Genomic DNA, 25614 nt, shown 5'->3' with positions numbered 1-25614 from the left:
GGGGAGGCGGACATGGCAGCGGCTGACGAACGCGACCGCGGCATCCACATCGGCAAGGTGCACGGCGCCTTCGCCATCGGCGACCACAACACGGTCACCCACCACGAGCACGCGCCCGGCGCCCCCGGCACCGACGCCGCGCACGAGGAACTGCTCGCCGCCGTACGGCAGTTGCGCGAAGACCTGGCCAGGGTCATCGAGACGCCGCAGGTCACGCTGCTGAGCGCCGAACTGACCGACGCGCAGGAAGAGATCGAGACCACCGGCCGGACCGCGCCGGGCCGCCTCGACCGGCTGCGCATGGCGCTGGCGGACGCGGGCGCGGTGACCGGAATGCTGGCGTCCGGCGCGGCCGTCGGACAGGCCGTGGCCGCGCTGCTGGGAGGGTGAGCATGAACGTACAAGGGGGCGGCGCGCGCGGGGCGCGCTGGAACGACGAGGAACAGCGCTGGGAGACCGGCAGTCCGGGCCCGGCGCCGTACACGAGCCCGCCACCGACGAAGCCCGGTTTCGTCCCCGGCCAGGGAAGCGCACCGCCGCCCGGCGCGGACTTCTTCACCGACGAAACCGCCGACGCCACGAACTCCCCGGCCTACCCGCCGCCCACCAGCCCTCCGCCCTACCCCTCGTCCCACGCCCCGGCGGCCCCCGGCGCCGGCCCGTCCGCTGCCCGCATGCGCGCCTGGTCGACGCCGGTCGTCGTCGGCGCGGCGGTCGCCGTGGTCGCCGCGGGCTTCGGCGGCGGCTGGCTGCTGTGGGGCGGCGATGACACCACGGTCCGCTCCGACACCCATACGTCGGCCTCGCCGACCGCCCCGTCCCAGGCCCCGGACGGAGCGACCGCCCCACCCGGCGTACCGAGCGGCACCACCGCCTCCGGCTCCCCCTCGGGCGCGCTCCCGTCCGGCTACCGGCTGGCGCGGGACAGTGCGGGGTTCTCCATCGCCGTACCGGAAGGCTGGCAGCGCACCCAGCGCAAGGACGGCGTCTTCTACACCGCCCCCGACGAGCGCTACCTCCTCCAGGTCTTCGAGATCACCGAACCCGACATCACCCCGCGCGAAGCCCTTGAGGGCACCTCCCGCGACCTCGCCGGCAAACCCGGCTACGTACAGATGAGCCTGGGCCCGGTCCCCGACATCGGCCTCAGTACCGGCGCCACCGAACTCGTCTACGCCTACGACAGCGAAAAACTCGGCGTCCGCGCCCGCGTCACCGACCGCGCCTTCACCGTCCCCGACGGCCGCCAGTTCGCCGTCCTGGTCCTCGGCCCCGACGCGGACTGGCCGGCCCAGGCGCGTATTCAGCAGACGGCGTTGCGGCACTTCAGCCCGAGCGCTTCCTGAGGTCGGGGCACCTGCGTCCGGAAGCGGAGGAAGCAGTGTCGGCCGGGCCGGTTGTCACCGGGGCGTTCCTGCGGGCACGACCAGCGGATCTTCGGCGAAGCGGACCGGCTCGGCGAGCGCGGTCTCGTAGGCGGGCCGGTCGAAGACGTACGGGCCCATGGGAAGCTCACCCCACTCCTTGCGGAAGGGCTGCCGGAACGAGGACCAGGTGACGGTTTCCGGGGTGACGGTGATGACCGTCCGAAGGGGCCAGCAGGACCATACGCCGCAGGAGCACCCCAGCACCGGCGTGGAGCCGGTGGCGGAGTCGGCGAAGTCCGGGGCGGGGGCGCCGAGGAAGTGGCGCCCGGCGTCCGCGATCCCCCAGTCCGGAAGACCGTCATGCTGGAGAAGCAGGAAACGTTCCTCTTCGGCCGGGCTCCGCTCCGCGCTTTCCTGACGCCAGAGCTCGCGTGTGGCGTCGGCGGCGTGCACGCGTAAGTCCGTGCCATCGATCCGGATGCCCCACAGAAGGTCCGGCTGCTGCTCACTCACGGGATAGTTGAAGAATTCGATGCGCTGCATGGTCCTCATTCTGAGGCAGCGGTCGCCGGTGTGACCGCCCCCGAAGCACCGCAACGTGAGGGCGTGCCGCGGTTGTGCTCCTGCTCATCAATGTAGTACTCCTTATACATGAGCGAGCAGGTGCACAACAGGCTGGCGATGGTGCGTGCCGAGCGCAAGGTGTCCCGGCAGGCGCTGGCCGACGCGGTCGGTGCCCACTACCAGACCATCGGCTATATCGAGCGCGGGCAGTACAACCCGAGCCTCGATCTGGCCCTGCGCATGGCCGAGTTCTTCGAGCTGCCGGTGGAGGCGCTGTTCTCCCTCCGGCCGTTCCGCCCGCTCACGGACGAGGTTTACGGGAGGAAGCAGTGACGACCACCGGTACCACCCCCACGGCCCGCCGGCCGCGCACGCGGTACGACGAGCGCATGTATGCCCTCATGAACCGCCGTGAGGGCGCGGCGCTGTACGCGACGACAAGGCAGCGGCGCGCGGTCGTCGTGGCACATGTGCTGCTCACCGTTGCGAGCCTGGCCGCGGAGTTCAGCGCGTTCGCGACCGCCACGGTCTGGCTCGTCTTCCTGCCGCTGGTGCTGTTGATCCCCTGGTGCATTGCCACCGGTGTGCTCAACGCGGCCACCCGCGGCCTTCTCGAACTGCGGACCCGCGTCCTCGACGAGCGCCAACTGGCCGAGCGCGACCGGGTGCGCGCCCTGGCCCACCGCCTGACCACGTACGTACTGCTGTGTGCCGTGGTGGGCGCCATCGTGATCGGCGAGCTCGGCGGGCTGACGGTCGGCGGGGCGGTCCTCCCCGTGCTGATCTCGGCGTTTGTCGTGCACTGGCTCATGCCCCTGTGGGTGGCCGGTATGACCGCTCAGGACGAACCGGCCGACGAGACGGACGAGTAGCCCAGCACCCCACGGATCAGGCAGGCCAGCGCGGCCGTGGTGGTGAGGGTGCGGACGAGGTTCCAGCGGACCCACTTGTCCTCGAAGTGGGCGCGCAGCGCGGGGAGTTGTGTGTGCGCTGCGTCGAGGGTGTTGTTCAGAGGCACGTTGACGGCGAACGTGATGGCGAGCATCACCACGTAGAGGACGAGGGCGGCCGTCAGCCAGGGGAGGGCGGCGCGGGTGCCGGTGCGCAGGTGGAGGGCGGTGGTGGCGGCGATGAGGAGCGGCGCGCCTACGAAGGCGAGGGCGAACCAGCCGTTCAGGATTGCGGAGTTGATGCGTTGCATCGCGGCGACGAACGTCGCGTCGTCGGTCTGGCGCAGCCCCGGCATCACGGCGATGGAGAACGCGAAGAAGAGGCCCGCGATGAGGCCCGTGGCCAGCGTGGCGGCGAACAGGGTGGCGGCGCGGGCGGTGTCGTACATGGGGTGGCGGTCCTCTGCAGGGCGGTGTCCGGCGGGCCGGTGGCTCCCGTGCCCTGCCGACCAGTGAAAGCCGGACGGGGCGGTACGGGCCATGGCCGGGCGGCTCGTCCGCATGTCCGTGCGTCCAGCCGTGTTCTACGCTCACGCCATGGACGCCCTGACCGGTCTGCTGGACGGGCCGCGCGCCCGCGGCGCCTTCCTCATGCGCTCGGTCCTCACGCCGCCTTGGTCCCTGCGCATCCAGGACGAGGCACCGCTCACCGTCGTGACGATGGCGCGGGGCGAGGGCTGGGTGGTTACGGACGCGGTGGGGGAGCCCCGGGGCCGGCGGGCCGCCGCGACCCCGCTGCACCCCGGTGACGTGGCGATTCTGCGCGGCCCCGACCCGTACACCGTCGCCGACGACCCGGCCACCCCGCCGCGCGTCGTCATCCACCCCGGCCAGGTTTCGGCGACCCCGCAGGGGGTGGAACTGTGCGAGGTGATGGCCCTCGGCGTGCGGACCTGGGGTGACGGTCCGGACGGCCCGGTGGTCCTGCTCAGCGGTACGTATCAGATGCGCGGCGAGGTCAATCAGCGGCTGCTGCGCGCGCTGCCGCCGCTCGTGCGGCTGCCCGCCGACGCCTGGAACTCCTCGCTGGTACCGCTCCTCGAAGCGGAGATCGGCCGGGAGGCGCCGGGGCAGGAAGTCGTCCTCGACCGGCTGCTGGACCTGCTGCTGACCGCCGCCCTGCGGGCGTGGTTCGCCCGGCCGGAGGCCGAGGTACCGGGCGGGTACGACGCGCAGAGCGACCCCGTGGTCGGCCGCGCGCTGCGGCAGCTGCACGCCGATCCGGCGCGGGCCTGGACCGTCGCCGGTCTCGCCGCCGCGAGCGGCGTCTCGCGCGCCGCGCTGGGCCGCCGTTTCACCGCGCTGGTCGGCGAGCCGCCCATGACGTACCTGACGAATCTGCGCCTGACGCTCGCCGCCGATCTCCTGCGCGAACCGGACGCCACTCTCGGCGCGGTGGCCCGTCGCGTCGGCTACGGCAGCCCGTTCGCGCTGAGCGCCGCCTTCAAGCGGGTACGGGGCGTGAGTCCCCGCGATCACCGCCGGCGCGGCGCGGCGCCGCACGCCGACGTCGGGGCCTGAGGGCGGGACGGTGGAGGAGATCGTGTGCCGGCGGCCGGGGGCGGGGTCGGCCGGATACCTGCGGGACTGCTCGGGGTACCGGGAGCGCCTGGCCGGGGCGCTGCGGCGGCGGGAGGTGCCGTCCAGCCGGGTGACGCTGGTGATCGCGTTCGGGGACCCGGTGGTCGTCCCGCCGTCGCGGAGCGGGCGGCACGGGGGCGGGCCCCGCGCCTCCCTGGTCAGCGAGCTGCATGATCGCCTCTTGGACTGGTGAGCGGAGCGGCCGGCCGAGGGGAGGGACTGGCCGCGGCGCTTCACCGTCCGTGCGGATGCGCTGGCTGCCCGTAAGGCACGGGGACCGCGGCCGGACTCCGCCGTGGCATGACCATGGCGCCGCCTCGCCGCCACGGCGGGCGCGGTACGGATCGAGGCACTGGCGGAGCGCCTGGGCTGGAGCAGGCGCCACCTGGTACGCCGCTTCCGCGAGCGGACCGCGCCGTCGCTCAAGCCCGCAGCCCAGCTGTTCCGCTTCGAGCGCGCCACCGCCCTGCTGCGCGCCACCGCCCTCCTGCGCGCCACCGCCCTCCTGCGCGGCCGGACCCTCGCGCCGCCGCTGGCCGCGGTCGCCGCCGAGGCCGGGTAGGCCGACCCGACCCACTTCAGCCGCGAGGTCACATTCGTTCAAGTGTTTGCGCGCCACGGCCGTACGGGGGACGGAAACCAGGGCCGTACGGGGGACGGAAAGCGGCCATAAGACCGGACCTGTGACCCGCATCGGCCCCCGCAAACATGCAATCCGGGGGCCGTAAGAGTGAGTCGGGTCACTTTCCTCGGAAGTTTCGGCATAGGTAAAGGGGTTCCGGGGAGGGGTCCCCGTTGCTGGTGTGAACCAGTGGCAATAAACCGGAAGTCGAAAGGCAGATCAGACGTGTCGGCAAGCGAGACGATTCACGTAGACGGGGTGTGGCGCGCCGCCGCAACAGGCGCCACGCGGGAGATCCTGGACCCCGCCGATGCGAAGACGCTCGAAGTCGTCGCCGAGGGCGGCGCCGAGGACGCCGACGCGGCGGTCGAGGCCGCGCGCCGTGCCTTCGACGGCGGTGCCGGGCAGTGGCCCCGTACGCCGGTCGCCGAGCGGGCCGCCCTGCTGCGCCGCGTCGCCGATCTGCTCCAGCGCGACCGCGAGGAGATCGCCCTCATAGAGAGCCGGGACACCGGCAAGACCCTCGAAGAGGGCCGGGTCGACGTCGACGATGTCACCAACGCCTTCCGGTACTTCGCCGATCTGGTGATGAACGAGAGCGGCGGGCGCGTCGTGGACGCCGGGAGCCCGGACGTGCACAGCGTCGTCGTGCACGAGCCGGTCGGCGTCTGCGCGATGATCACGCCCTGGAACTACCCGCTCCTCCAGGCAAGTTGGAAGGTTGCTCCAGCGCTGGCCGCGGGCAACACCTTCGTCATCAAGCCCAGCGAGGTCACCCCGCTCTCGACGGTGCACCTGATCAAGCTGCTGGTCGAGGCGGGACTGCCGGCCGGTGTCGCCAACATCGTCACCGGCGCCGGCGTCCCGGTCGGCCAGCGGCTGGCCGAGCACCCGGACGTGGACCTGTTCTCCTTCACCGGCGGCCTGGTGAGCGGTACGAAGGCCGGTGCGGCGGCGGTCGCGGGCGCCAAGAAGATCGCGCTGGAGCTCGGCGGCAAGAACCCGAACGTCGTCTTCGCCGACTCCTGCGCCACCGACGAAGGCTTCGACACCGCCGTGGACCAGGCGCTGAACGCCGCCTTCGCGCACAGCGGCCAGGTCTGCTCGGCCGGCGCCCGCCTGATCATCGAGGAGTCGGTGCGGGACCGTTTCGTCGCCGAACTGGCCCGCCGCGCCGAGAAGATCAAGCTGGGCCGCGGCACCGCCGAGGGCGTCGAGTGCGGCCCGCTCGTCTCGCAGCAGCAGTTGGAGAAGGTCGAGGCGTACGTCGCGTCCGCTCTCCAGGAGGGCGCCCAGCTGCGCTGCGGTGGCCGCCGACCCGAGCCGAGCGATGTCCGCCCGGCCACCGGCTACTTCTACAGCCCGACCGTGCTGGACGGCTGCCACCGCGACATGAAGGTGATCCGCGAGGAGACCTTCGGTCCGATCCTGACGGTGGAGACGTTCACGACCGAGGACGAGGCCGTCGCGCTGGCCAACGACACCGAATACGGCCTGGCCGGCGCCGTCTGGTCGGCGGACACCGCCCGCGCCCGGCGGGTCGCCGCGCGGCTGCGGCACGGCACGATCTGGATCAACGACTACCACCCGTACCTCCCGCAGGCCGAGTGGGGCGGCTTCGGAAAGTCCGGGATCGGCCGGGAACTGGGCCCCGCGGGTCTGGACGAGTACCGCGAGAGCAAGCACGTTTACGAGAACCTCCGGCCGGAACCGGTTCGCTGGTTCGCGGGCTGAGGGCCCGTCTGTTCACCGCACCAGGCACGCACGAACTTTGCAGAAGGAGCACCACCTCATGCCCGTGTACGACTACGTGATCGTCGGCGGTGGCACCGCCGGATCGGTGATCGCCTCCCGGCTCACTGAGGACCCGAACGTCAGTGTCGCCGTCATCGAGGGCGGCCCGTCCGACATCGACCGCGAGGACGTGCTGACGCTGCGCAAGTGGCTCGGCCTGCTCGGCGGCGAGCTGGACTACGAGTACACGACCACCGAGCAGCCCCGCGGCAACTCGCACATCCTGCACAGCCGCGCCAAGGTGCTGGGCGGCTGCTCGTCGCACAACACCCTGATCTCCTTCAAGCCGCTGCCGTCCGACTGGGACGAGTGGGAGGCGGCGGGCGCCACCGGCTGGGGCGCCAAGGACATGGACCCCTACTTCGGCAAGCTGCGCAACAACATCGTGCGGGTGGCGAAGAAGGACCAGAACCAGATCGCCACCGACTGGATCGAGGCCACCAAGACCGCCCTGGGCGTGCCCGAGGTCGTCGGCTTCAACGACCAGCCGTTCGAGGAGGGCGTCGGGTTCTTCGACCTGTCGTACCACCCGGAGAACAACAAGCGCTCCTCCGCCTCCGTCGCCTACCTCCACCCCCACATGGAGGCCGGTGACCGCCCCAACCTCACGCTGATGCTGGAGACCTGGGCGACCAAGCTGGAGTTGGACGGCACCACCGCCAAGGGCGTCCACGTCCGTACGAAGGACGGCGAGGAGGTGTACGTCGAGGCCGCGCGCGAGGTGCTGGTGTGCGCCGGCGCGGTGGACACCCCGCGGCTGCTGATGCTCTCGGGCATCGGCCCGAAGCAGGACCTCGAAGCGCTGGGCATCGAGTGCAAGCTCGACCTGCCGGGCGTCGGCGAGAACCTGATCGACCACCCCGAGTCGGTGATCGTCTGGGAGACCAACGGGCCGCTGCCGGACAACTCCGCGATGGACTCCGACGCGGGCCTGTTCGTGAAGCGGGACCCGGACCACAAGGGCCCGGACCTGATGTTCCACTTCTACCAGATCCCGTTCACCGACAACCCGGAGCGGCTGGGCTACGAACGCCCCGAGCACGGCGTGTCGATGACGCCGAACATCCCCAAGTCCCGCGCCCGCGGCCGGCTGTACCTGACCTCCAAGGACCCCGAGGTCAAGCCCGCGCTCGACTTCAAGTACTTCGAGGACGAGGACGACTACGACGGCAAGACCCTCGTGGACGGCATCAAGCTGGCCCGTAAGGTCGCCGAGGCCGAGCCGTTCAAGAAGTGGCTCAAGCGCGAGGTCTTCCCCGGTCCGGACGTGACCGACGACGAGCAGATCAGCGAGCTGGTCCGCAAGGCGGCGCACACCGTCTACCACCCGGCGGGTACCTGCAAGATGGGCGCCAAGGACGACAAGACGGCGGTCGTCGACCCCGAGCTGAAGATCCGCGGCCTGTCCGGCATCCGGATCGCCGACGCGTCGGTCTTCCCGACGATGCCCGCCGTGAACCCGATGATCGGCGTGCTGATGGTGGGGGAGAAGGCCGCCGAACTGCTCGTCGATTCCCCGACCCGGGGAGGTGATGCCCGATGACCGCCACCGCCTCCGAAGCCGGTATACCCCGGCCCCGCAAGGCCGTCGACAACCCGCCGGCCGAAGACCCCCGCGATGTGGTCTTCTCCGTCCGCAACCTGTGGAAGGTCTTCGGCCCCAAGGCCGAACGCATCCCCGAGGACACCGAGCTGACCGGTCTGTCCGCGCGCGAACTGCGCGAGCGGACCGGCTGCACGGCCGCCGTCCGCGACGTCAGCTTCGACGTCCACAAGGGCGAGGTCTTCGTCGTCATGGGCCTGTCGGGCTCCGGCAAGTCCACCCTGGTGCGCTGTCTGACCCGGCTCATCGAGCCGACCAGCGGCGGCCTGGACATGGACGGCGAGGACGTGCGCGCCATGGACAAGTCCACGCTGCGCGAACTGCGCCGCCGCCGCGCCGCCATGGTCTTCCAGCACTTCGGCCTGCTGCCGCACCGCTCGGTGCTCGACAACGTCGCGTACGGCCTGGAGATCCAGGGCGTACCGCGTGCCGAACGTCGCGAGCGCGCCGCCGAGATGGTGGAGAAGGTGGGCCTCGCGGGGCTGGAGAACCGCCGCCCCGGTCAGCTGTCCGGCGGCCAGCAGCAGCGTGTCGGACTCGCCCGCGCGCTCGCCGTGGACCCCGAAGTCCTCCTCTTCGACGAGCCGTTCAGCGCGCTCGACCCGCTGATCCGGCGGGACATGCAGGAAGAGGTCGTGCGGCTGCACGAGGACGAGGGCCGCACCATGGTCTTCATCACCCACGACCTCGCCGAGGCGCTGCGCATCGGCGACCGCATCGCCCTGATGCGGGACGGAGAAATCGTTCAGCTGGGCACCCCCGAGGAGATCGTGGGCTCCCCGGCGGACGACTACGTACGCGACTTCGTCCAGGACGTGCCGCGCGAGCAGGTGCTGACCGTACGGCGCGCCATGCGCCCGGCCGAGGACGGCGAGACCGAGACGGGTGCCGCGCTCACGCCGGACACCCTGGTCGCCGACGCCATCGAGGCCGTCGCCCGCTCCGGCGGCGCGGCCCGTGTGATGGACGGCAAGCGCTGCCTGGGCATCGTGGACAGCACCTGCCTGCTCAACGTCGTCGCCAAGATCGACGCCGGCCGTGGCGAGGTGGCTGCCTGATGTCCGCGCATACCGGTACCGCCGACGCCGCCCTCGCGGCGGCCGGCTGGCCCCCGACGCGACGGCCCGTACGGGTCGCGCCCGCCCGGGTACGGACGCTCGATCCGCCGACCTCGGCTCGACTCCGCACCCGGCAAGTCCCTGACACCGGCTCCCTGTTGGGGCGGTTCCGCGCCGCCGTACGGCACCGCTGGCACGAGGCCCAGCGCGCCGCGGCGTCGCAGATACCGGCCGGCACGGTGAAGCGGGGGCGCGCATGACGGCCGCCACCCCCACCGCGGACACCGGCGCCGCGCCCGATCAGCAGGGCACTCTCCAATCGGCCCTCCAGAGCCGCGGCCTCCGCAAGATCCTCATCCTCGCCGTCGCCGCCGCGGTCCTCGTACCGCTCGCGCACGCGAAGTGGTCCAGCGGCACCTGGCCGAGTGAGCTGACCGTCGACCTCAACGGCCCGCTCGGCCGGACCAGCGACTGGATCATCGACAACCGCGACAGCCACCCGCTGTTCGTGTACTTCCTCGGCCACCTCAGCAACGCCGTCGTCCTCTCCGTACGCGCCGTCTACCAGCTCCTGCTGCTGCTCGGCTGGACGGGCGTCACCGCGGGCGTCACCCTCGTCGCCTGGCGCGTCGCGGGCGTCCGCATCGCCGCGACCGCGCTGGTCTCCTTCGCCGTCAGCGGCGTCCTGGACATGTGGCTGCCGACCATGCAGACCCTCGCCCTGATGATCGTGGCCGTCGTCGCCTCGGTCGTGGTGGGCGCGCTGCTGGGCCTGGCGGGCGGCCTCTCCGAGCGGCTGTTCAAGATCCTGCGGCCGGTGCTGGACACCATGCAGGTGCTGCCCGCCTTCGCGTATCTGCTGCCCGTCGTGCTGGTCTTCGGCATCGGCGTGCCCGCCGCGCTGCTGGCCACCGTCGTGTACGCGGCTCCGCCGATGGCCCGGCTGACCGCGCTCGGCCTGCGCGGCGCCGACCCCGGCGTCCTGGAGGCCGTCACCTCGCTCGGCGCGACCGGGCGGCAGCGGCTGCTGACCGCCCGCCTGCCGCTGGCCCGCAAGGAACTGCTGCTCGGCCTCAACCAGACGATCATGATGGCGCTGTCCATGGCCGTCATCGCCTCCATGATCGGCGCCGCCGGTCTCGGTGACCGCGTCTACCAGGCGCTCGCCTCGGTGGACGTCGGCGCCGCGCTCGCCGCCGCCGTCCCGATCGTGCTGCTGGCCATCGTCATGGACCGTACGACCGCCGCCGCCGGCGAGCGGATGGGCGCCGACGCGGCTCCCAGCGGCCCCAAGCTGCTGCGCGGCTGGTACGCGTGGGCCGGCGTCGCCGTCCTGACCGTGCTCGCCACCGTCGCGGGCCGGCTGGCCGGCTCCACCATCTGGCCCTCGGGCTGGACGGTGGCCATCGCCCGCCCGGTCAACGACTTCAAGGAGTGGATGGTCGACCACCTCTACTCCGGAGTCCCCGTCGTCGGCGGCACCGCCGACTGGGCCGCGCACTTCACCTCCTGGGTCCTGGACCCGCTGCGCGACGGCCTGACGGCGCTGCCCTGGTGGGGCGCGCTGCTGATCGTCGCCGCGCTGGCCTGGCTGATCGGCACCTGGCGCACCGCGCTGACCGCGACGCTCGCGCTGGCCGCCATCGGCGTGCTCGGCGTGTGGAAGCCGTCCATGAACACCCTCTCCCAGGTCCTCGCCGCCCTCGCGGTGACCCTGGTGCTGGGCTTCGGCATCGGCATCCTCGCCGCGGGCAGCAAGCGCCTGGAGGCGATCCTGCGCCCGGTGCTGGACGTCATGCAGACCATGCCGCAGTTCGTGTACCTGATCCCGGTGGTCGCGCTGTTCGCCGTGGGCCGTGCCCCGGCCGCGGCCGCCGCCGTCGTGTACGCGCTGCCCGCGGTCATCCGCATCACCACCCAGGGCCTGCGGCAGGTCGACCCCGGCGCGATGGAGTCCGCCCGCTCGCTCGGCGCCACCCGCTGGCAGATGCTGCGGCAGGTACAGCTCCCGCTGGCCCGGCCCGCACTGCTGCTGGCCGTAAACCAGGGCGTCGTCCTCGTCCTCGCCGTCGTCATCATCGGCGGCCTGGTGGGCGGTGGCGCGCTCGGCTACGACGTGGTCACCGGCCTCGCCAAGGGCGACCTGGCGCTCGGCCTGGTCGCGGGCGTCGCCATCGTCTGCCTCGGCCTGATGCTGGACCGGGTGACGCAGCCGACGCAGCGCCGTACGACGGGGAAGGGAGCCTGACCATGACCCGTACCCGTATACGCGTGGCCGGGGCCGCCGCGCTGGCGGGGGCGACGCTGCTCGCCCTCTCCGGCTGCGGCAAGGCCGACATGACCAAACAGGGCTCGCCCTTCCAGGCGGCGGGCGGACAGCGTTCCGTGACCCTGTCCGTACAGACCTGGGTCGGCGCGCAGGCCAATGTCGCGGTCGCCAAGTACCTGCTCGAACACGAGCTGAAGTACCACGTCGACACCGTCCAGGTGGACGAGATCCCGGCGTGGGACGCGCTCAGCCAGGGCCGGGTGGACGCCATCCTGGAGGACTGGGGCCACCCGGACCAGGAGCAGCGGTACGTCAAGGACAAGAAGACGATCACGGCGGGCGGCGGCAACGGCGTCACCGGCCACATCGGGTGGTGGGTGCCCAAGTACTGGGCCGACAAGCACCCGGACGTCACCGACTGGAAGAACCTCAACAAGTACGCCGACCAGCTCCGCACCTCCGAGAGCGGCAGCAAGGGCCAGCTGATGGACGGCTCGCCGTCCTATGTCACCAACGACAAGGCGCTGGTGAAGAACCTCAAGCTGGACTTCGAGGTCGTCTTCGCGGGTTCCGAGGCGGCGCAGATCACCCAGATCCAGCAGTTCGCCAAGCAGAAGAAGCCGTTCCTGACGTACTGGTACGAGCCGCAGTGGCTGTTCAACCAGGTGCCGATGGTGGAGGTGAAACTCCCGAAGTACACCGACGCCTGCGCGGAAAAGGGCAAGGAGGACCCCGAGTCCATCGACTGCGCCTATCCGACGACACCGCTGCAGAAGTTCTTCAACACGGAATTCGCCCAGGGCGGGTCCGACGCCGCGGCGTTCCTGAAGAACTTCCACTGGACGAAGGAAGACCAGAACGAGGTCTCCGAAATGATCGCCTCGAAGGGCATGTCCGCCGACGAGGCGGGCAAGGCCTGGGTGGAGAAGCATCCGGAGGTCTGGAAGAAGTGGCTGCCGAAGAAGTAGCCGGGTGGCCGCCCTGCGGGTAGGGCGGAACGCCACGGGCCGGGCGGGTATGTCTTCGGACATACCCGCCCGGCCTTTCTTCCTCCTCAGGTTCCACCGCCCACGGCACCCACGTCCGGATAATCGAGGGCATGCCCTCCACGCCGCCGACGGCCCGGCCGTACGCCGCCGCTCCACCGCGCCGGCGCAAGCGGCGCCTGCTGGCCGTCCTCTTCGAAATGGCCGTGGCGTTCGGCTATCTCGGCCTCATCGGTCCCCACTCACCCGGTTTCTTCGAGCTGCTGCCCGCCGATACGAAGGTGGCCCTGTGCGCCGCGGCGGCGGCACTGCTGCCCGTACGGCGGCGTTTCCCCGCCACCGTCCTGCTGGTCCTCGCCGTGTTCGCGGGCGCCCTGCCGGTCGGCGGCATGCTGACCGCCCTCGTCGCGTACGACGCGATCCGCCGCGTGGACGAGCCGCGCCGCCGCACCGCCGTCCTGCTCACCGCGACCTCCATCCCCGTCGTCGTCGCCATCACCGGCACGGTCGCCACCGGGTACGACAGCTGGGTCTTCGGCTTCGTGCGCGGTGTCGTGGTCGGCGGTGTCGGCGTCCTGATCCCCGGCCTGGTCGGCAGCCTGCGCGGGCAGCAGGAACGCCTGATGGTGGCCCTGCGCGAGCGCGCCGCCGCCGCCGAGGAGGCCCGCCGGCTGATCGACAGCGCGTCCCGCGTCGAGGAGCGCACCCGTATCGCCGCCGAGATGCACGACCTGGTGGGCCACCGCCTCAGCCTGATCTCGCTGCACAGCGGCGGCCTGGAGATGGCCCTCGCCGACAAGGCGCCGGAGCTGAAGGAGGAGGCCGCGCAGGTCCGCGCGGCCACCCGGGACGCCCTGAACGAACTGCGCGCGGTCCTCGGCGTCCTCGGCCCGCTGGGCCGCGACACCGGCACCGAGGCGCTCACCGACGCCACCGGCACCCACGCGGACATCGCGGCGCTCGCCGAGGAGTCCCGGGCCGCGGGCATCCCCGTCGCCGTCCGCTGGCAGGGCGCCGACCTGGACGCGCTGGAGCCGCGGGTACGGCGCGCCGTGCACCGCGTGGTCCGGGAGTCGCTGACCAACGTCCACCGGTACGCGGCCGGCGCCTTTGTCGACCTGGCCGTGGAGCACACCGCCGAACGCGTACGGGTCGCCGTACGCAACGGCGCGCCCCCGAAGCCCCCGGAGACCACCACAGGACTCGGTACCGGCCGCGGCCTGACCGGCCTGCGCGAGCGCGTGGGCCTGCTCGGCGGCGAACTGCGGACCGGACCGACCGGGGCGGGCGGCTTCCTGGTCGAAGCGGAGGTGCCCGCGCACCCGGCCTCGTCCGCGGCGCCCGCCGGGCAGCCGACGGCCTCGCCCGCCTCCCTGGCCGCCGAGGAGCGGCCGGACCCCGGCGCGCTGCCCGGCTTCCTGCGGCACCTGCCCGGCCTGGCGACTGGCTTCCTCGGGCTGGTCGGCGTGGGCACGACGCTGGCCATCGGCCTGGCCTTCGTCGAGCAGGCCCGCCCGTCCCAGGAGCCGCCGCCCCCGCGCGAGATCCACGTCGGCATGTCCCGCGAGGAGGTCGAGTTCTCGTCCGCCTCCGACAGCGGCCTCGCCCGCGCCGCCGCCACGGGCCACGAGCCGCCCCGGCCGAGCGGCACGGAGTGCATCTACCCGTACACCGGCGACGACCCCGTGGCCGGGCGCATGGAGATCACCCGCTACTGCTTCCGCAACGACGTACTGGCCGAGATCAAGACGTTCTGGGTTCCGGCCGCGCCCTGATCACGGCCTCCGCGGGTGCCGACCGGCTCCCCCGTGCGGGGGAGCAACCCGCTGCCCTGACCACCTCAGAGGATGACTGATCACCGGCCCCAGGACCGACGCCTTGGAACGCGGGCCGTGGAACCGTTTCTCTTGACCGCCCCCTTACACCGCGTCAGGAGAACCAGCCCATGTCCGAATTCGCCGTCCCCCGCCCGGAAAACACTGTCGCTGAGGTTCCGCCCCCGCCCCGATGGGCCGTCCGGGCCGCATATGCCTCGGCGCTCTCCGCGACCGTCGGGTTCATTCCGATCCACGCGGTCTGGGCGCTGGGAATTCCCCTGTGGGCGGACGAGCGGAAGTTCCGGGAGTGGTACGCGGTCGGCGGCGGTCCGTACCTTTTCGTCCTCAGCGTCCTGGCCCTGCTGGCGGGCGTTCTGGCATTGAGCCTGGCCCGGCCGTGGGGCCTGATATTTCCGCGCTGGGTTCCGCTCCTGGCCGGGCGGGCAGTTCCGCGCCGGACGCTGACCGCCACGGCCTTCGCCGTCTCGTCCTTCCTTCTCCTGTACACCGTCTGGGCCGCTGTGCAGGAGTTCAGAGAATTCAACGACGACGGCATCTTCAGCCCCTGGATCGTCGTTTATGGAATCCCGCAATTCCTGGTGTGGGGCATCGGCCTGGCCATCGCCGCACACTCCTACCGGCACCGCACGGCACCCGGGCATTGAGGAGCCCTTCGGGGCGGAAGCTCCCACTGGACAGCGGTGGGGAAAACGAACAGGATGCCGGACACCGGAGTGGCAACGGTTCCTGCAGGGGGAGCGGCATGGCTGTCGAAGTCTGGTACGCGTATGTGAACCGCTACCTGGAACCGGTGCTGGCGGCGTGCCGCGAGGTCTACCAGGCGGAACTGCGCGCGGGCACCCACTGGTACCCCGTGCCGGGAGCCCTGGAGTGGACCCTGCCGTTCGGGATGGACGACGGCAACGGCCTGGTACGGCTGACGGTCGTCAGCGAGTACGTACCCGAACGCTCGGAAACCTGGGCCCGCGTCGCCGTCGCCGCGGGCACCGCCGCCTTCATGGGCCCGGGCACCGGTGACGTGGCACTGCCCCGCTACACGGACGGGGGCGGTGAGATACGCGGGGTACGCGAACCGGCCGCGCCCCCGGGCTCCGCGCCGCGCCCGGACGCGCGGCTGACCCGGGGCATGGCCGAAGCGCTGCTGGAGGGCGTCGGCGGGGTGCCGGGGTCGCTGCGCGAGGAGCCGGGCGGGGAGTACAGCTTCGGGGTGTCCATGAAGCCGGAGTGAGGCCGGCGCGAGGTCGGAGTGAGGCCCCGCGGTACGGCCCGGCCGGAACGGAGCCCGGCGGCCCGGCCCGGATACTGTGGGCCCATGAGCGATCTGCACGGTGAGCGCCCCGGCGGGCCCGTCCGCGTCCTCCTCGCCGACGACGAGGAAATGATCCGTCACGGCGTCCGGCTCATCCTGCGGCATGCCCAGGACATCGACGTCGTCGCCGAGGCCGCCAACGGCGCCGAGGCGGTCGAGCTGGCCGCCCGGCACCCGGTCGACGTGGCCCTCGTGGACATCCGTATGCCGGTCCTCGACGGGCTCGCCGCCATCGAACAGCTCGTACGGCTCGACCCCAAGCCGCAGGTCGTCATGCTCACCACGTTCGGCGACGAGGAGAACGTCACCCGCGCCCTCCAGGCGGGCGCCAGCGGCTTCCTGCTCAAGGACGAGGGCCCGCAGGAGCTGATCAGCGCCGTACGGGCGGCCGCCGCCGGGGACGCGGTCCTCTCGCCCGGCGTCACCGGGCACGTCGTACGGCGGATGCTCCAGGGCGGCGGCCGGATCGGCGCCGGGACCGCCGACGAGCGGCTGGCCGCGCTGACCGACCGGGAGCGCGAGGTGCTGGCGATGCTCGGCGAGGGCCTGTCGAACCTGGAGATCGGCCGCCGGCTGGAGATCGGCCTGGGCACGGTCAAGACCCACGTCGGACGCATCCTCGACAAGACCGGCACGGAGAGCCGCGTACAGGCGGCCCTGCTGGCGCACCAGGCGGGGCTGGCGGGCTGAGCCCGGGGACCGGTCGCAACCCCTCATCGGTGCCTGTGCGTCCTGCACAGGCATAGTAGACACGCCCCCGGCCGGGGGCAGGCCGCTCAATGCCGCTTTACCGGACGCACCAGGGGGAACCCGCTCCATGCCTGCCATACGCCGTACCGCCGCGGCCGCCGCCGCGGTGGTCACGCTGTTCACCGCCGCCACCGCCTGCGGCCCCGGCGACGACAAGGCCGCCGCCGGTCCCGGGAGTTCGGCCGCGGCCGGTGACAAGAAGGGCGAGGCGGGCCAGGACACCGGCGGCGCCGACCTGCCCAACGGGCTGCCGTCCAACCTGGACGACATCAAGAAGTGGGAGAAGGGCGGCTGGAAGGACTGGGACCGGTGGTCCCGCAAGGCCTCCGAGTTCGCCAACCCGATCATCAAGGACCTGTGGAACCCGTCCCGGATGGCCGAGGCGAAGACCACCCCGGACGTCACCGCCCAGAGCGCCCGCACGGCCGACGGCGGCACCGACCCCGAGCCGCGCCCCGTACAGGCCCAGCAGGTGGCCCGCCCGTACCACCAGCACATGGCTCCCATCGGCAAGATCATGTTCGACAGCCCGCAGGGCCCCATGGTCTGCTCCGGCACCGTCGTCGAGGACCCGGCGCACCCCGGCAGGTCCAACCTCGTGTGGACCGCGGGCCACTGCGTGCACACCGGCAAAAGCGGCGGCTGGATGCGCAACATCGTCTTCGTGCCGTCCTACAACGACCAGGGCCTGCCGATGAGCCAGGTCGGCCGGGCCCCGGCGCAGGAGGTCGCGCCGTACGGGGTGTGGTGGGCGAACTGGGTCACCACGTCCGGCGAGTGGATCGACATGGGCAGCACCAAGTCCGGCAACGCCGGTTCCGCGTACGACTTCGCCGTACTCCACGTCCGCCCGGAACGGGGCGGCGGCAAGTCCCTCCAGGAAACCGTCGGCGCGGCCCTGCCGGTCTGGTTCGGCGCCCCCTCCGCAGACCGCATCAACGGCCTCCAGGCCTTCGGCTACCCGGCCGCGCCCCCGTACGACGGCGCCCGCATGATGAACTGCCCCTCCCGCCCCGGCCGCCTCACCATGTCCCCCGGCACCCCCGCCATGCACCGCATCGGCTGCACGATGACCGGCGGCACGTCAGGGGGCGGCTGGTTCACCAACCGCGGCGGCCGCACGTACCTGGTCTCCAACAGCTCCATCGGCTCGCTGGATCACACGTGGTTGGCGGGGCCGCATTTGGGGGTTGAGGCGAAGCGGGTTTTTGAGGGGATCAGCAGGAAGTTCGCGTGAGTGAGGGCCCCGCTGCTCCGCTACGGGAGTGGCGGGGCCGGGGCCGCTCCGCCAAGGTCAGACGGCAGAGCGCCGGGCGAACTCGACCAGTCCGGCCCAGGCGTCTGTGCTGAGCGTCAGGTGCGGGCCGTCTGGGTTCTTGGAGTCTCGGACGGGGATCACTCCGTGCGAGGTGATGAGGTTGGTGGCGACCTCTATGCAAGCGCCGCCGTTGTCGCTGTACGAGGACTTGAACCAACGGGGGGATTCGGTGGTCACAGGGTGCCCTTCCGTAACTGGTTGAGCATGGCCATGGATGACGCTTGGGACCGCGCTTCCGCTTGCAGTTGATGGTAGGCCGCCAGCAGGGGAAGCGCGGATGTGGTGTCTCGTTCGAGATGCCCACGGTGGGCGGACTCTGCGTACGACATGAGTTTGCGGTCCAGAAGCGTGAGGATGTAGAAGGGCAGGCCGATCGGGGGGCGTTCCTGCATGTCGAACGGGGAGACCTGGAGCACTGTGTTCGGCAGCTCCGCAAACTCGACTAGACGATCCAGCTGAGCGTCCATGACGCCGGGTGCACCGATAGACCGACGGATACAGCTTTCGTCCAGCACTACGAAGACCAGTGGTGGAGGCGTACGATCCAGTGCGTCTTGCCGCTGAGCAACGAGTGCGACTCGCTCGTTTGCCTGCTCAGCCGTGATCAATCCCCGCCTCACGGCGGTCTCTGCGAGAACTCGCGCGTACTCCGGTGTCTGAAGCAGGCCAGGAACAACACCTACCTCGTAAAGCCGGATTTCCGCTGCCTGCGCCTCATGCCCCACGTACTCAGGGAATCCCTCCATCAGAGCCGGCTGACGCAAGGACCGACCCTGACGTTCGAGCCGGCCGCCAGTTCCCAGCACCTTGTCCGCCGTTGTCGCGAAGCGAGGAGTTGGAGGGCGACGGCCATTTTCGACGGCGGAGATATGCGTCCCGGAGTACCCCAGGCGCTCCGCCAGCTCCTCCTGTGTCCATCCGCGTTCATCCCGCAAAGCGCGCAAACGAACGCCGAAACGTGCCTTTGGTGAGCGGTCAGGATCCAACTCGTTGCGGTTCAACAGCCACCACCCAACTGGTCGTTCAATAGGCGTAAGTTGAACTGACCCCGACTGTAGAGCACTCTGACTCTCCCCGGTAGTGGATTCGCTACGGAGAGGAGTCAACCTTGTCCGAACACCTCAACCGGTTGATGTGCTCATGCGGTCGCGACGGCGTGCTCCTTGTGCGCACCAGTGACGGCGATGGCGCTGCCTTCAACGCCCCTCAAGCGGAGAGTCCTCCCATGTCAACCCCGGCCCCCACGCCGTCACGCCTGGAAATCCAGATCACCGGCATCCGCAAACACGTCGCCAAATGCATCACCGAAATCGACGGTTCGGAGTGTGGCGTCCGTTCCGCCTCCTGGGACACCCCCATGCAGACGAACAGTTGGATGCGGGAACATGCGGCCGATACCGGGCACAAGCTATTCGAGAAGCGGACGGAGGAGCCCGTCAGTATCTTCTCCAGGCCAGCCCAAATGCGCGCCCAATAAGGGCGCTCTACTCCCGCCACTCCGGCAACGCCCGGCACAGCGCCTCCAGCGCCGCGCCGAAGGCATGTTCCGGTGGGGTGGCGTAGCCGACGACCAGGCCGTGGCGGGCGGGGCCGGTCGCGTCCGGGTGGCGGTATGTGGTCAGGCCGTCCAGGGCCAGGCCCTGCCAGCGGGCCGCACGTAGCGCGGCTTCCTCGGCTTGTTCGCCGGCCTGGGCGGGGAGTTCCAGTACGGCGTGCAGCCCGGCCGCTATGCCGCTGACCGTGATGTGCGGCGCGCTCGCCGCCAGCGCGGCCACCAGGCGGTCGCGCCGCCGCCGGTAGCGCAGTCGCATGCCACGTACATGGCGGTCGTACGCGCCGCGCTCGATGAAGTCCGCGAGGGTGAGCTGATCCGTGACGCCGGCCCACGCCTCCCGCTCGCCCTTCGCGGCCAGTACCGGTTCCACCAGGCGCTCGGGCAGCACCATCCAGCCCAGCCGCAGCGCGGGGGACAGGCTCTTGCTCACCGATCCGAGGTGGACGACATGGTCGGGATCGAGGCCCTGGAGGCTCCCGACGGGCTGGCGGTCGTATCTGAACTCGCCGTCGTAGTCGTCCTCCAGGATCAGACTCCCGGTGCTGCGCGCCCAGTTGATGGCGGCGGCCCGGTGGTCGGGGTGGAGGGGCACGCCGGTGGGGAATTGGTGTGCCGGGGTGAGGAGGGTTGCCCGTACACCCGGGAGAGACGCCAACTGGGACGTGTCCGCGCCGTGTTCGTCCAGCGGTAGCGGCACGGTGCGTACCGCCGCGGCCGCCAGTAGCGACCGGTGGAATTCCAGACCGTACGCCTCGACGGCCAGCGGTCCGCCGAGGACATGCGCCGGGCCGCCGAACAGCAGGCGCAGCGCGTGCGCGAAGCCCGAGCAGATCACGATGCGGTCGGGGTCGGTGCGTACGCCCCGGGCGCGCGCCAGGTAGTCGGTGAGCGCGCGTCGTAGTTCGGGGCGGCCCCGCGGGTCGCCGGGGCCGAACGCGTCGTTCGGGGCCGCGGTCAGCGCGCGGCGGGCCGAGGTGAGCCACGCGGTGCGGGGGAACGAGGCGGCGTCCGGCTGGCCCTGGAGCAGGTTGTGCACGGGGCGGGTGGACGGTGGCCGGGGCGCGGGGGCCTGGGCGGGGCGTAGCGGTTCCGCGCGCTGGGCTACGCGGGTGCCGGAGCCCTGGCGCGCGCTCAGCCAGCCCTCGGCGACCAGTTCCGCGTAGGCGTCGGCGACGGTGTTGCGGGCGATTCCCAGGTCCGCGGCGAGCGAGCGGTACGGCGGCAACTTCGTACCGGGTGCGAGCCGTCCCGTACGTACGGCTTCACGCAGCGCCCGTATGAGCGCGGCCCGCCGGCTGCCCGGGCCGCTCAGCTCCAGATGCAGGTCGGCGCCCAGAACCGTCGCGGAATTGACCCATGATTCCCCCATGAAAGTGCACCCTACAACGGGTCGCCCGGCTGCCTAGGTTCGAGGACATGACGAACACGACGCAGACCACCGATGCCTCCTCCATCTCCCGCCTCGACTTCGCCCGCACCGCGCCCAAGGCGTTCAAGGCCCTCCTCGCCTTCGACGGCGCCGCCCGCGAGCACCTGGACCCGACCCTCGTGGAACTGGTGCAGATCCGCGCCTCGCAGCTCAACAACTGCGCGTACTGCCTCCACATGCACACCACCGACGCCCGCAAGCGCGGGGAGAGCGAGGAGCGGCTGCACATGGTCGCCGTGTGGCGCGAGGCGCGCGGGTTCTTCACGGAGCGGGAGCGGGCGGCGCTCGCGCTGACGGAGGCGGTCACCCGACTTGCCGACCAGGGGGTGCCGGATGAGGAGTACGCCCGCGCCGCCGGGCAGTTCGACGATACGGAGCTCGCCGGTCTGCTCACCCTGACGTTCGCGATCAACACCTGGAACCGGATCGCCGTCAGCACGGCCAAGACGCCGGGCACGGACTGAGGGGCAGAGAGGCAGAGGGGGCGTAGGGGGCACAGGGCCGAGGGGCTCGGCGGGGCGGACAGCGTCAGGCGCCGGTGCGCTCCGCGTCGCCGGAAGCGGCCCGGACCCGGCGCCACTGCTGCGCCTTGTCCTTGCCCTCCCGTACGACGATGCCCAGCGCGGACAGCTCGGTCCGCAGCTGCTCGGCGTCCTCCTTGTGGCCCTTCTTCAGGGCGTGCTCACGGGCCTTGAGGAGGGCGTGCGCGGCCTCGGGCAGGTCGGGCTGGGCCGTCACCCAGCGGCGGAAGTCGGCGGCGTACGGGTCGCCGTCCGGCTGCCACGGATAGCCGTGCCGCTGGAACGCCGCCGCGAACCGTTCCGCGTCGAAGTCGCCTCGCAGACGGGCCAGTTCCGTGGTGTCGTGGCCGAGCAGGACCAGGTTCTTGCCGTCCTTGAAGACCGCGGCCGTCGCGGCGCGCGGCACGGTGCGGGAGACGCGGTCCACGGTCAGTACGGCCTGCTCGGGGTCGATGACGGCGGTGACGTACTCCGACTCGGCGAAGAACGCGATCCCCAGGCCGAGCAGAACGCCGAGGATCACGGCACCGATCGACACCTGCGGTTCGGGTACGGACGCGACCAGCTTGAACGGCCCTTGCAGCGGCGCCCAGGGCAGCGAAGCCACCCAGCCCGCCGCCCGGCTGAGCAGCCACAGCACCACCGCTCCCAGTACGGGGAAACCGGCCCACAGCAGGACGCGTTCGCCGGTGGAGGGGCCGACGGCGGTCCGGTCAGGGGAGGAGGACGAGGGTGAGGACGGGGCCTTGGACAAGTCCTCGGGCGAATCCTTGGGCGGGGCCTTGAAAGCCGGGTTGTCGGAGGACATGGCCGGTTCTCCCTCGGGTGCGGGGTCGGTGGATGAGGTCAGGGGTGTGACGGGGCGGGCCCGTCGGCGGGTTGCGCAGGCGCGCCGTACCGGTCCCGGCCGGTCAGCCAGGCGACGATCTGCCGTAGTTCGGCGGCGTGCGCCTCGGGGTCGAAGTCCGGTTCGCCGGCCGTGAGATAGGCGCCGTCGATCAGGCTCTGGATCCAGCCGGCGGCCCGTTCGGGAGGGAAGGCGAGCTGCCGCCCTGCCGCGGCGAGCCGCGTGGTCAGGGTGGTCAGGGCGGTCCGTATCTGCGCGCTGTCGGTGAGGACCATCCGGGCGAACTCCTCGTCCCGGTTGGCCTGGAAGACGGCCGCGGCGGCCAGGCCCGGCACCAGTGGGTCGGCGAGGTCGGCGAGCAGGTGGTCCAGCAGGAGGTCGAGGCCGTCGTCCGGCCGCTCCGCGGCGAGTGCGCGGGCGCACGCTTCGGCGTTGCGCGGCACATCGTCGCCGAACAGGGCGTGGAAGATGTCGCGCTTGGTGGCGAAGTAGTGGAAGAGCGTGCCGGATCCGATTCCGGCGGCGCGGCAGATACGGGCGGTGGACGTGCCGTCCACGCCGTGCGCGGCGAACTCCCCGGCCGCGGCGCGCAGGATGTGGGCCCGTTTGCGGGCGTGCTCTTCGGAGTTGACGGTACGCATCGTCGCAATAGTAGAGCAGCTGCTCTAGTAAAGCCAGAGATCGTCAACCAGGGGTTGACGGTCGAGCATCGTCAACTTACGGTTGACGCATGACGGAACCCACCCGCAGTACTCCGCCCATCCGCCTCGACGAACTGATCGAGACCATCAAGAAGGTCCATACGGACGCGCTGGACCAGCTCACCGACGCGGTACTCGCCGCCGAGCACCTCGGTGAGATCGCCGATCACCTGATCGGCCACTTCGTGGACCAGGCCCGCCGCTCGGGCGCCTCCTGGACGGACATCGGCAAGAGCATGGGCGTCACCAAGCAGGCGGCCCAGAAGCGGTTCGTGCCCAAGGCGCCCGGTGAGGCGTCGGACCTCGACCCCAGCCAGGGCTTCGGCCGTTACACCGAGCGCGCCCGCAACGTGGTGGTGACCTCGCAGAACGAGGCCCACGCCGCGAGCAACGACCAGATCGGCACCCACCACCTGGTGCTCGGCCTGCTGGCCGAGCCGGACGGCCTCGCGGCGCGGGCGATCGTGGCGCAGGGCGTGACGCTGGACGCCGTACGGCAGCGCGTGACCGAGTCGCTGCCGCCCGCGGCGGCGAAGATGCCCGCGCTGATCCCGTTCGACGCGCAGGCGAAGAAGGCGCTGGAACTCACCTTCCGCGAGGCGCTGCGCCTGGGCCACAACTACGTCGGCACCGAGCACATTCTGCTGGCGCTGCTGGAACTGGAGGACGGCGAGGGAGTGCTGAGCGGCCTCGGTATCACCAAGGCGGCGACCGAGGCCGACATCACCGCGGCGCTGGCCAAGATCGTCGGGGAGCGGGAAGAAGGGAAGTGATTCCGGCCGGGCCATTACGGCCCGGCCGTCAGCCCGTACGCAACTCCTCAGCCCGTACGCAACTCCTCAGCCATCGCCCGCACCGCCCCCATCGCCCGCCCGTGCAGCCCGCCCCCGAAGGTGACCCGGGACGCGCCCGCCACGCCCAGTTCGCGCGGGGGCGGGCCGCCCGGTACGGCGAGGGCGTTGACCGGCAGCCCGATCCGGTCCGCCAGTTCCCGCAGGACGTGCGGCGGCGCGAGGATCGGATAGACGCAGTCGGCGCCCGCGGCGGCGTACCGCAGCCCGCGCCGCACCGCCTCCTCCACCTGTACGGCGAGGTCCGTAGCGCCGGAATCCTCCGTACCACCGGCACCATCCGTACCGCCGGAACCGCACCTCCCGGGCAGGAACACATCAATACGAGCGTTGATCACCAGCTCGTCCCCGGCCGCCGCCCGGATCTCCGCCAGCCGGTCCGCCTGCCGACCGGCATCCGTGAGCGCCCCGCTGCGGTGATCACTGTCCTCGATGTTGCAGCCCACCGCCCCGGCAGCGGCGATGCGCTCCACCAGCTCCTTCGCGGGCAGCCCGTACCCGGCCTCCAGATCGGCCGTGACCGGCACCTCCACCGCCCGTACGATCCGGGCGACCGCCGCGAACATCTCGTCCGGCGGCGTGCTGCCGTCCGCGTACCCGAGTGCCGCCGACACCCCCGCGCTCGGCGTGGCCAGGGCCGGGAAACCGGCCGCCGCGAAGATCCGCGCGCTCTCGGCGTCCCACGGACCGGGCAGCACGAGCGGATCGTCCGCCGCCCGGCCGTGGTGCAGGGCGCGCAGGGCCGCGGCGGTCACGCGCCGCCTCCGATGGGCTGCCGGATCGCGACGTTGATGCGGTTCCACATGTTGATGGTGGTGATCAGGGCGATGAGGTGGGCGAGTTCACGCTCGTCGAAGTGCGCGGCGGCGCGCTCGTACACCGCGTCCGGCACAAAGCCGTCCGTCAGTACGGTGACGGCCTCGGTGAGCGCGAGGGCCGCCTGTTCCTTGGCGGTGTAGTGCCCGGTCGCCTCCTCCCAGGCGTTGAGGAGGTAGATGCGCTCCTCGGACACCCCGGCCTTCCGCGCGTCCTTGACGTGCATGTCGAGGCAGAACGCGCAGTGGTTGATCTGCGAGGCGCGGATCAGGACCAGCTCGGCCAGGACGGGATCGCCCAGGCCCTTCTTCGCGGCGATGTGCGCGTTCAGCAGGGCCTGGTAGATCCCCGGGGCGAGCTTGTGGAAGTTGAGCCGGGCGGAGCCGGTGGCGGTCGTCATCACACCTGCCCCGGCGTCATACGGGTGGTGACGCCGAAGCGGTTCCACGCGTTGATGGTCGTGATCAGGGCGATGAGCTGGGCGAGCTCGGCCTCCTCGAACTGGCCGGCGGCCCGCTCGTACACCGCGTCCGGCACAAAGCCGTCCGTGAGGACGGTGACGGCCTCGGTGAGCGCGAGAGCGGCCTGCTCCTTGGCGGTGTAGTGCCCGGCCGCCTCCTCCCAGGCGTTGAGGAGGTACACGCGCTCCTCCGTCTCGCCTTCCTTGCGGGCTTCCTTGATGTGCATGTCGATGCAGAAGGCGCAGTGGTTGATCTGCGACGCGCGGATCTTCACCAGGTGGACCAGCGCCGGATCCAGCCCCTTCTTGGCCGCCGCGTCGAGCGCGACCATCGCCCGGTAGACCTCGGGCGCGTTGGGCGCGATGGAGATGCGCGGGTGGTGGTGCCCCTGCCGGGGGTTTTCGTTCGTGGTCATGGTGGTGAC

General features: G+C 71.4%; 30 protein-coding genes. 20 read left to right on the top strand and 10 right to left on the bottom strand.

All coding sequences use genetic code 11. The annotated features are described in order from the left end of the window. The first annotated feature begins 12 nt into the window (after positions 1–12). A complete protein-coding gene (locus CP984_RS15250; protein WP_003983185.1) occupies positions 13–390 on the top strand; it encodes a hypothetical protein in 378 nt (125 codons plus the stop codon). A 2-nt stretch (positions 391–392) separates the two neighbouring features. Next, positions 393–1346: a hypothetical protein gene (locus tag CP984_RS15245; RefSeq protein WP_003983186.1), complete on the top strand. Its 954-nt coding sequence runs from the start codon at positions 393–395 to the stop codon at positions 1344–1346. A 54-nt stretch (positions 1347–1400) separates the two neighbouring features. Here the strand turns inward: CP984_RS15245 and CP984_RS15240 are convergent, their stop codons facing one another. After that, positions 1401–1910 carry a hypothetical protein gene (locus CP984_RS15240; protein WP_003983187.1) on the bottom strand — a complete coding sequence of 170 codons (510 nt, stop codon included), beginning with the start codon at positions 1908–1910 and terminating at the stop codon, positions 1401–1403. A gap of 108 nt (positions 1911–2018) precedes the next feature. On the opposite strand from CP984_RS15240, the gene CP984_RS15235 reads away from it, so the two are divergent. Together CP984_RS15235 and CP984_RS15230 are read left to right on the top strand one after the other, a co-directional pair. Next, positions 2019–2264, top strand: coding sequence for a helix-turn-helix transcriptional regulator (locus CP984_RS15235; protein ID WP_003983188.1), 246 nt, complete (start codon positions 2019–2021; stop codon positions 2262–2264). Next, complete coding sequence (locus tag CP984_RS15230) at positions 2261–2803, top strand: hypothetical protein (RefSeq protein ID WP_003983189.1); 543 nt, start codon at positions 2261–2263, stop codon at positions 2801–2803. Before CP984_RS15235 ends, CP984_RS15230 begins: the two co-directional genes overlap by 4 nt. On the opposite strand, the gene CP984_RS15225 is transcribed toward CP984_RS15230, so the two are convergent. Beyond that, a complete protein-coding gene (locus tag CP984_RS15225) occupies positions 2770–3270 on the bottom strand; it encodes an anthrone oxygenase family protein (RefSeq protein ID WP_003983190.1) in 501 nt (166 codons plus the stop codon). The two genes, CP984_RS15230 and CP984_RS15225, sit on opposite strands and share 34 nt — an antisense overlap. Before the next feature lie 148 nt (positions 3271–3418). Here CP984_RS15225 and CP984_RS15220 point away from each other — a divergent pair, with 148 nt between their 5' ends. The 13 genes from CP984_RS15220 to CP984_RS15155 all read left to right on the top strand — a co-directional run bounded on the left by CP984_RS15220 (position 3419) and on the right by CP984_RS15155 (position 17928). After that, positions 3419–4402, top strand: a complete 984-nt coding sequence (locus CP984_RS15220; protein ID WP_032921174.1) for an AraC family transcriptional regulator — start codon at positions 3419–3421, stop codon at positions 4400–4402. 10 nt (positions 4403–4412) lie between these two features. Then, on the top strand, positions 4413–4655 hold the full coding sequence (locus CP984_RS15215) for a hypothetical protein (protein ID WP_003983192.1): 243 nt from the start codon (positions 4413–4415) through the stop codon (positions 4653–4655). Between the two features lie 654 nt (positions 4656–5309). Next, entirely contained in the window at positions 5310–6818 is a 1509-nt protein-coding gene (locus CP984_RS15205; RefSeq protein ID WP_030181744.1) for an aldehyde dehydrogenase family protein, read from the top strand. A 58-nt stretch (positions 6819–6876) separates the two neighbouring features. Beyond that, on the top strand, positions 6877–8421 hold the full coding sequence (locus CP984_RS15200) for a GMC family oxidoreductase (RefSeq protein ID WP_003983194.1): 1545 nt from the start codon (positions 6877–6879) through the stop codon (positions 8419–8421). After that, on the top strand, positions 8418–9539 hold the full coding sequence (locus tag CP984_RS15195) for a quaternary amine ABC transporter ATP-binding protein (RefSeq protein WP_003983195.1): 1122 nt from the start codon (positions 8418–8420) through the stop codon (positions 9537–9539). The genes CP984_RS15200 and CP984_RS15195 overlap by 4 nt, the downstream gene beginning before the upstream one ends. Beyond that, a complete protein-coding gene (locus CP984_RS15190; protein ID WP_003983196.1) occupies positions 9539–9799 on the top strand; it encodes a hypothetical protein in 261 nt (86 codons plus the stop codon). Before CP984_RS15195 ends, CP984_RS15190 begins: the two co-directional genes overlap by 1 nt. Further along, on the top strand, positions 9796–11787 hold the full coding sequence (locus CP984_RS15185) for an ABC transporter permease (RefSeq protein WP_003983197.1): 1992 nt from the start codon (positions 9796–9798) through the stop codon (positions 11785–11787). The genes CP984_RS15190 and CP984_RS15185 overlap by 4 nt, the downstream gene beginning before the upstream one ends. A 2-nt stretch (positions 11788–11789) precedes the next feature. Next, positions 11790–12776: an ABC transporter substrate-binding protein gene (locus tag CP984_RS15180; RefSeq protein WP_003983198.1), complete on the top strand. Its 987-nt coding sequence runs from the start codon at positions 11790–11792 to the stop codon at positions 12774–12776. A gap of 131 nt (positions 12777–12907) precedes the next feature. Then, complete coding sequence (locus CP984_RS15175; protein WP_003983199.1) at positions 12908–14569, top strand: sensor histidine kinase; 1662 nt, start codon at positions 12908–12910, stop codon at positions 14567–14569. A 170-nt stretch (positions 14570–14739) separates the two neighbouring features. Then, positions 14740–15276 carry a hypothetical protein gene (locus tag CP984_RS15170; protein ID WP_003983200.1) on the top strand — a complete coding sequence of 179 codons (537 nt, stop codon included), beginning with the start codon at positions 14740–14742 and terminating at the stop codon, positions 15274–15276. A gap of 98 nt (positions 15277–15374) precedes the next feature. After that, entirely contained in the window at positions 15375–15860 is a 486-nt protein-coding gene (locus CP984_RS15165; protein WP_003983201.1) for a hypothetical protein, read from the top strand. Positions 15861–15944: 84 nt separating this feature from the next. Next, positions 15945–16631 carry a response regulator gene (locus tag CP984_RS15160; protein WP_003983202.1) on the top strand — a complete coding sequence of 229 codons (687 nt, stop codon included), beginning with the start codon at positions 15945–15947 and terminating at the stop codon, positions 16629–16631. 127 nt (positions 16632–16758) lie between these two features. Continuing rightward, complete coding sequence (locus CP984_RS15155; protein WP_003983203.1) at positions 16759–17928, top strand: trypsin-like serine peptidase; 1170 nt, start codon at positions 16759–16761, stop codon at positions 17926–17928. Between the two features lie 57 nt (positions 17929–17985). On the opposite strand, the gene CP984_RS15150 is transcribed toward CP984_RS15155, so the two are convergent. Next, positions 17986–18186, bottom strand: a complete 201-nt coding sequence (locus CP984_RS15150; protein ID WP_003983204.1) for a DUF397 domain-containing protein — start codon at positions 18184–18186, stop codon at positions 17986–17988. Then, positions 18183–19013, bottom strand: coding sequence for a helix-turn-helix domain-containing protein (locus CP984_RS15145; RefSeq protein ID WP_030181749.1), 831 nt, complete (start codon positions 19011–19013; stop codon positions 18183–18185). The genes CP984_RS15150 and CP984_RS15145 overlap by 4 nt, the downstream gene beginning before the upstream one ends. Positions 19014–19117: 104 nt before the next feature. On the opposite strand from CP984_RS15145, the gene CP984_RS15140 reads away from it, so the two are divergent. After that, positions 19118–19486 (top strand): hypothetical protein, encoded by a 369-nt coding sequence (locus CP984_RS15140; protein WP_030312343.1) that lies wholly within the window; start codon positions 19118–19120, stop codon positions 19484–19486. Positions 19487–19493: 7 nt separating this feature from the next. On the opposite strand, the gene pdxR is transcribed toward CP984_RS15140, so the two are convergent. Further along, entirely contained in the window at positions 19494–20933 is a 1440-nt protein-coding gene (gene pdxR / locus CP984_RS15135) for a MocR-like pyridoxine biosynthesis transcription factor PdxR (protein WP_003983207.1), read from the bottom strand. 47 nt (positions 20934–20980) lie between these two features. Between pdxR and CP984_RS15130 the strand changes: the two genes are divergently transcribed. After that, positions 20981–21457: a carboxymuconolactone decarboxylase family protein gene (locus CP984_RS15130; protein ID WP_003983208.1), complete on the top strand. Its 477-nt coding sequence runs from the start codon at positions 20981–20983 to the stop codon at positions 21455–21457. A 64-nt stretch (positions 21458–21521) separates the two neighbouring features. Here CP984_RS15130 and CP984_RS15125 read toward each other — a convergent pair whose 3' ends face one another. Continuing rightward, positions 21522–22322, bottom strand: coding sequence for a YqeB family protein (locus CP984_RS15125; protein ID WP_003983209.1), 801 nt, complete (start codon positions 22320–22322; stop codon positions 21522–21524). Between the two features lie 38 nt (positions 22323–22360). Beyond that, the gene (locus tag CP984_RS15120; protein ID WP_003983210.1) at positions 22361–23002 is read right to left on the bottom strand and encodes a TetR/AcrR family transcriptional regulator; all 642 of its coding nucleotides are present in this window, start codon (positions 23000–23002) and stop codon (positions 22361–22363) included. Between the two features lie 89 nt (positions 23003–23091). Here CP984_RS15120 and CP984_RS15115 point away from each other — a divergent pair, with 89 nt between their 5' ends. Beyond that, positions 23092–23835, top strand: coding sequence for a Clp protease N-terminal domain-containing protein (locus tag CP984_RS15115; RefSeq protein ID WP_003983211.1), 744 nt, complete (start codon positions 23092–23094; stop codon positions 23833–23835). 47 nt (positions 23836–23882) lie between these two features. Here CP984_RS15115 and CP984_RS15110 read toward each other — a convergent pair whose 3' ends face one another. From CP984_RS15110 to CP984_RS15100, 3 genes are read right to left on the bottom strand one after another with little or no spacing between them, the layout of a single operon-like run. Further along, positions 23883–24668, bottom strand: a complete 786-nt coding sequence (locus CP984_RS15110; protein ID WP_003983212.1) for an isocitrate lyase/PEP mutase family protein — start codon at positions 24666–24668, stop codon at positions 23883–23885. Then, positions 24665–25129, bottom strand: coding sequence for a carboxymuconolactone decarboxylase family protein (locus CP984_RS15105; protein ID WP_003983213.1), 465 nt, complete (start codon positions 25127–25129; stop codon positions 24665–24667). The genes CP984_RS15110 and CP984_RS15105 overlap by 4 nt, the downstream gene beginning before the upstream one ends. Further along, positions 25129–25605 carry a carboxymuconolactone decarboxylase family protein gene (locus tag CP984_RS15100; protein WP_003983214.1) on the bottom strand — a complete coding sequence of 159 codons (477 nt, stop codon included), beginning with the start codon at positions 25603–25605 and terminating at the stop codon, positions 25129–25131. Before CP984_RS15100 ends, CP984_RS15105 begins: the two co-directional genes overlap by 1 nt. Positions 25606–25614 lie beyond the last annotated feature (9 nt).

This window comes from Streptomyces rimosus (assembly GCF_008704655.1).
GTDB classification, from domain to species: domain Bacteria; phylum Actinomycetota; class Actinomycetes; order Streptomycetales; family Streptomycetaceae; genus Streptomyces; species Streptomyces rimosus.
This window is presented reverse-complemented; position numbering and strand designations above follow the sequence as displayed.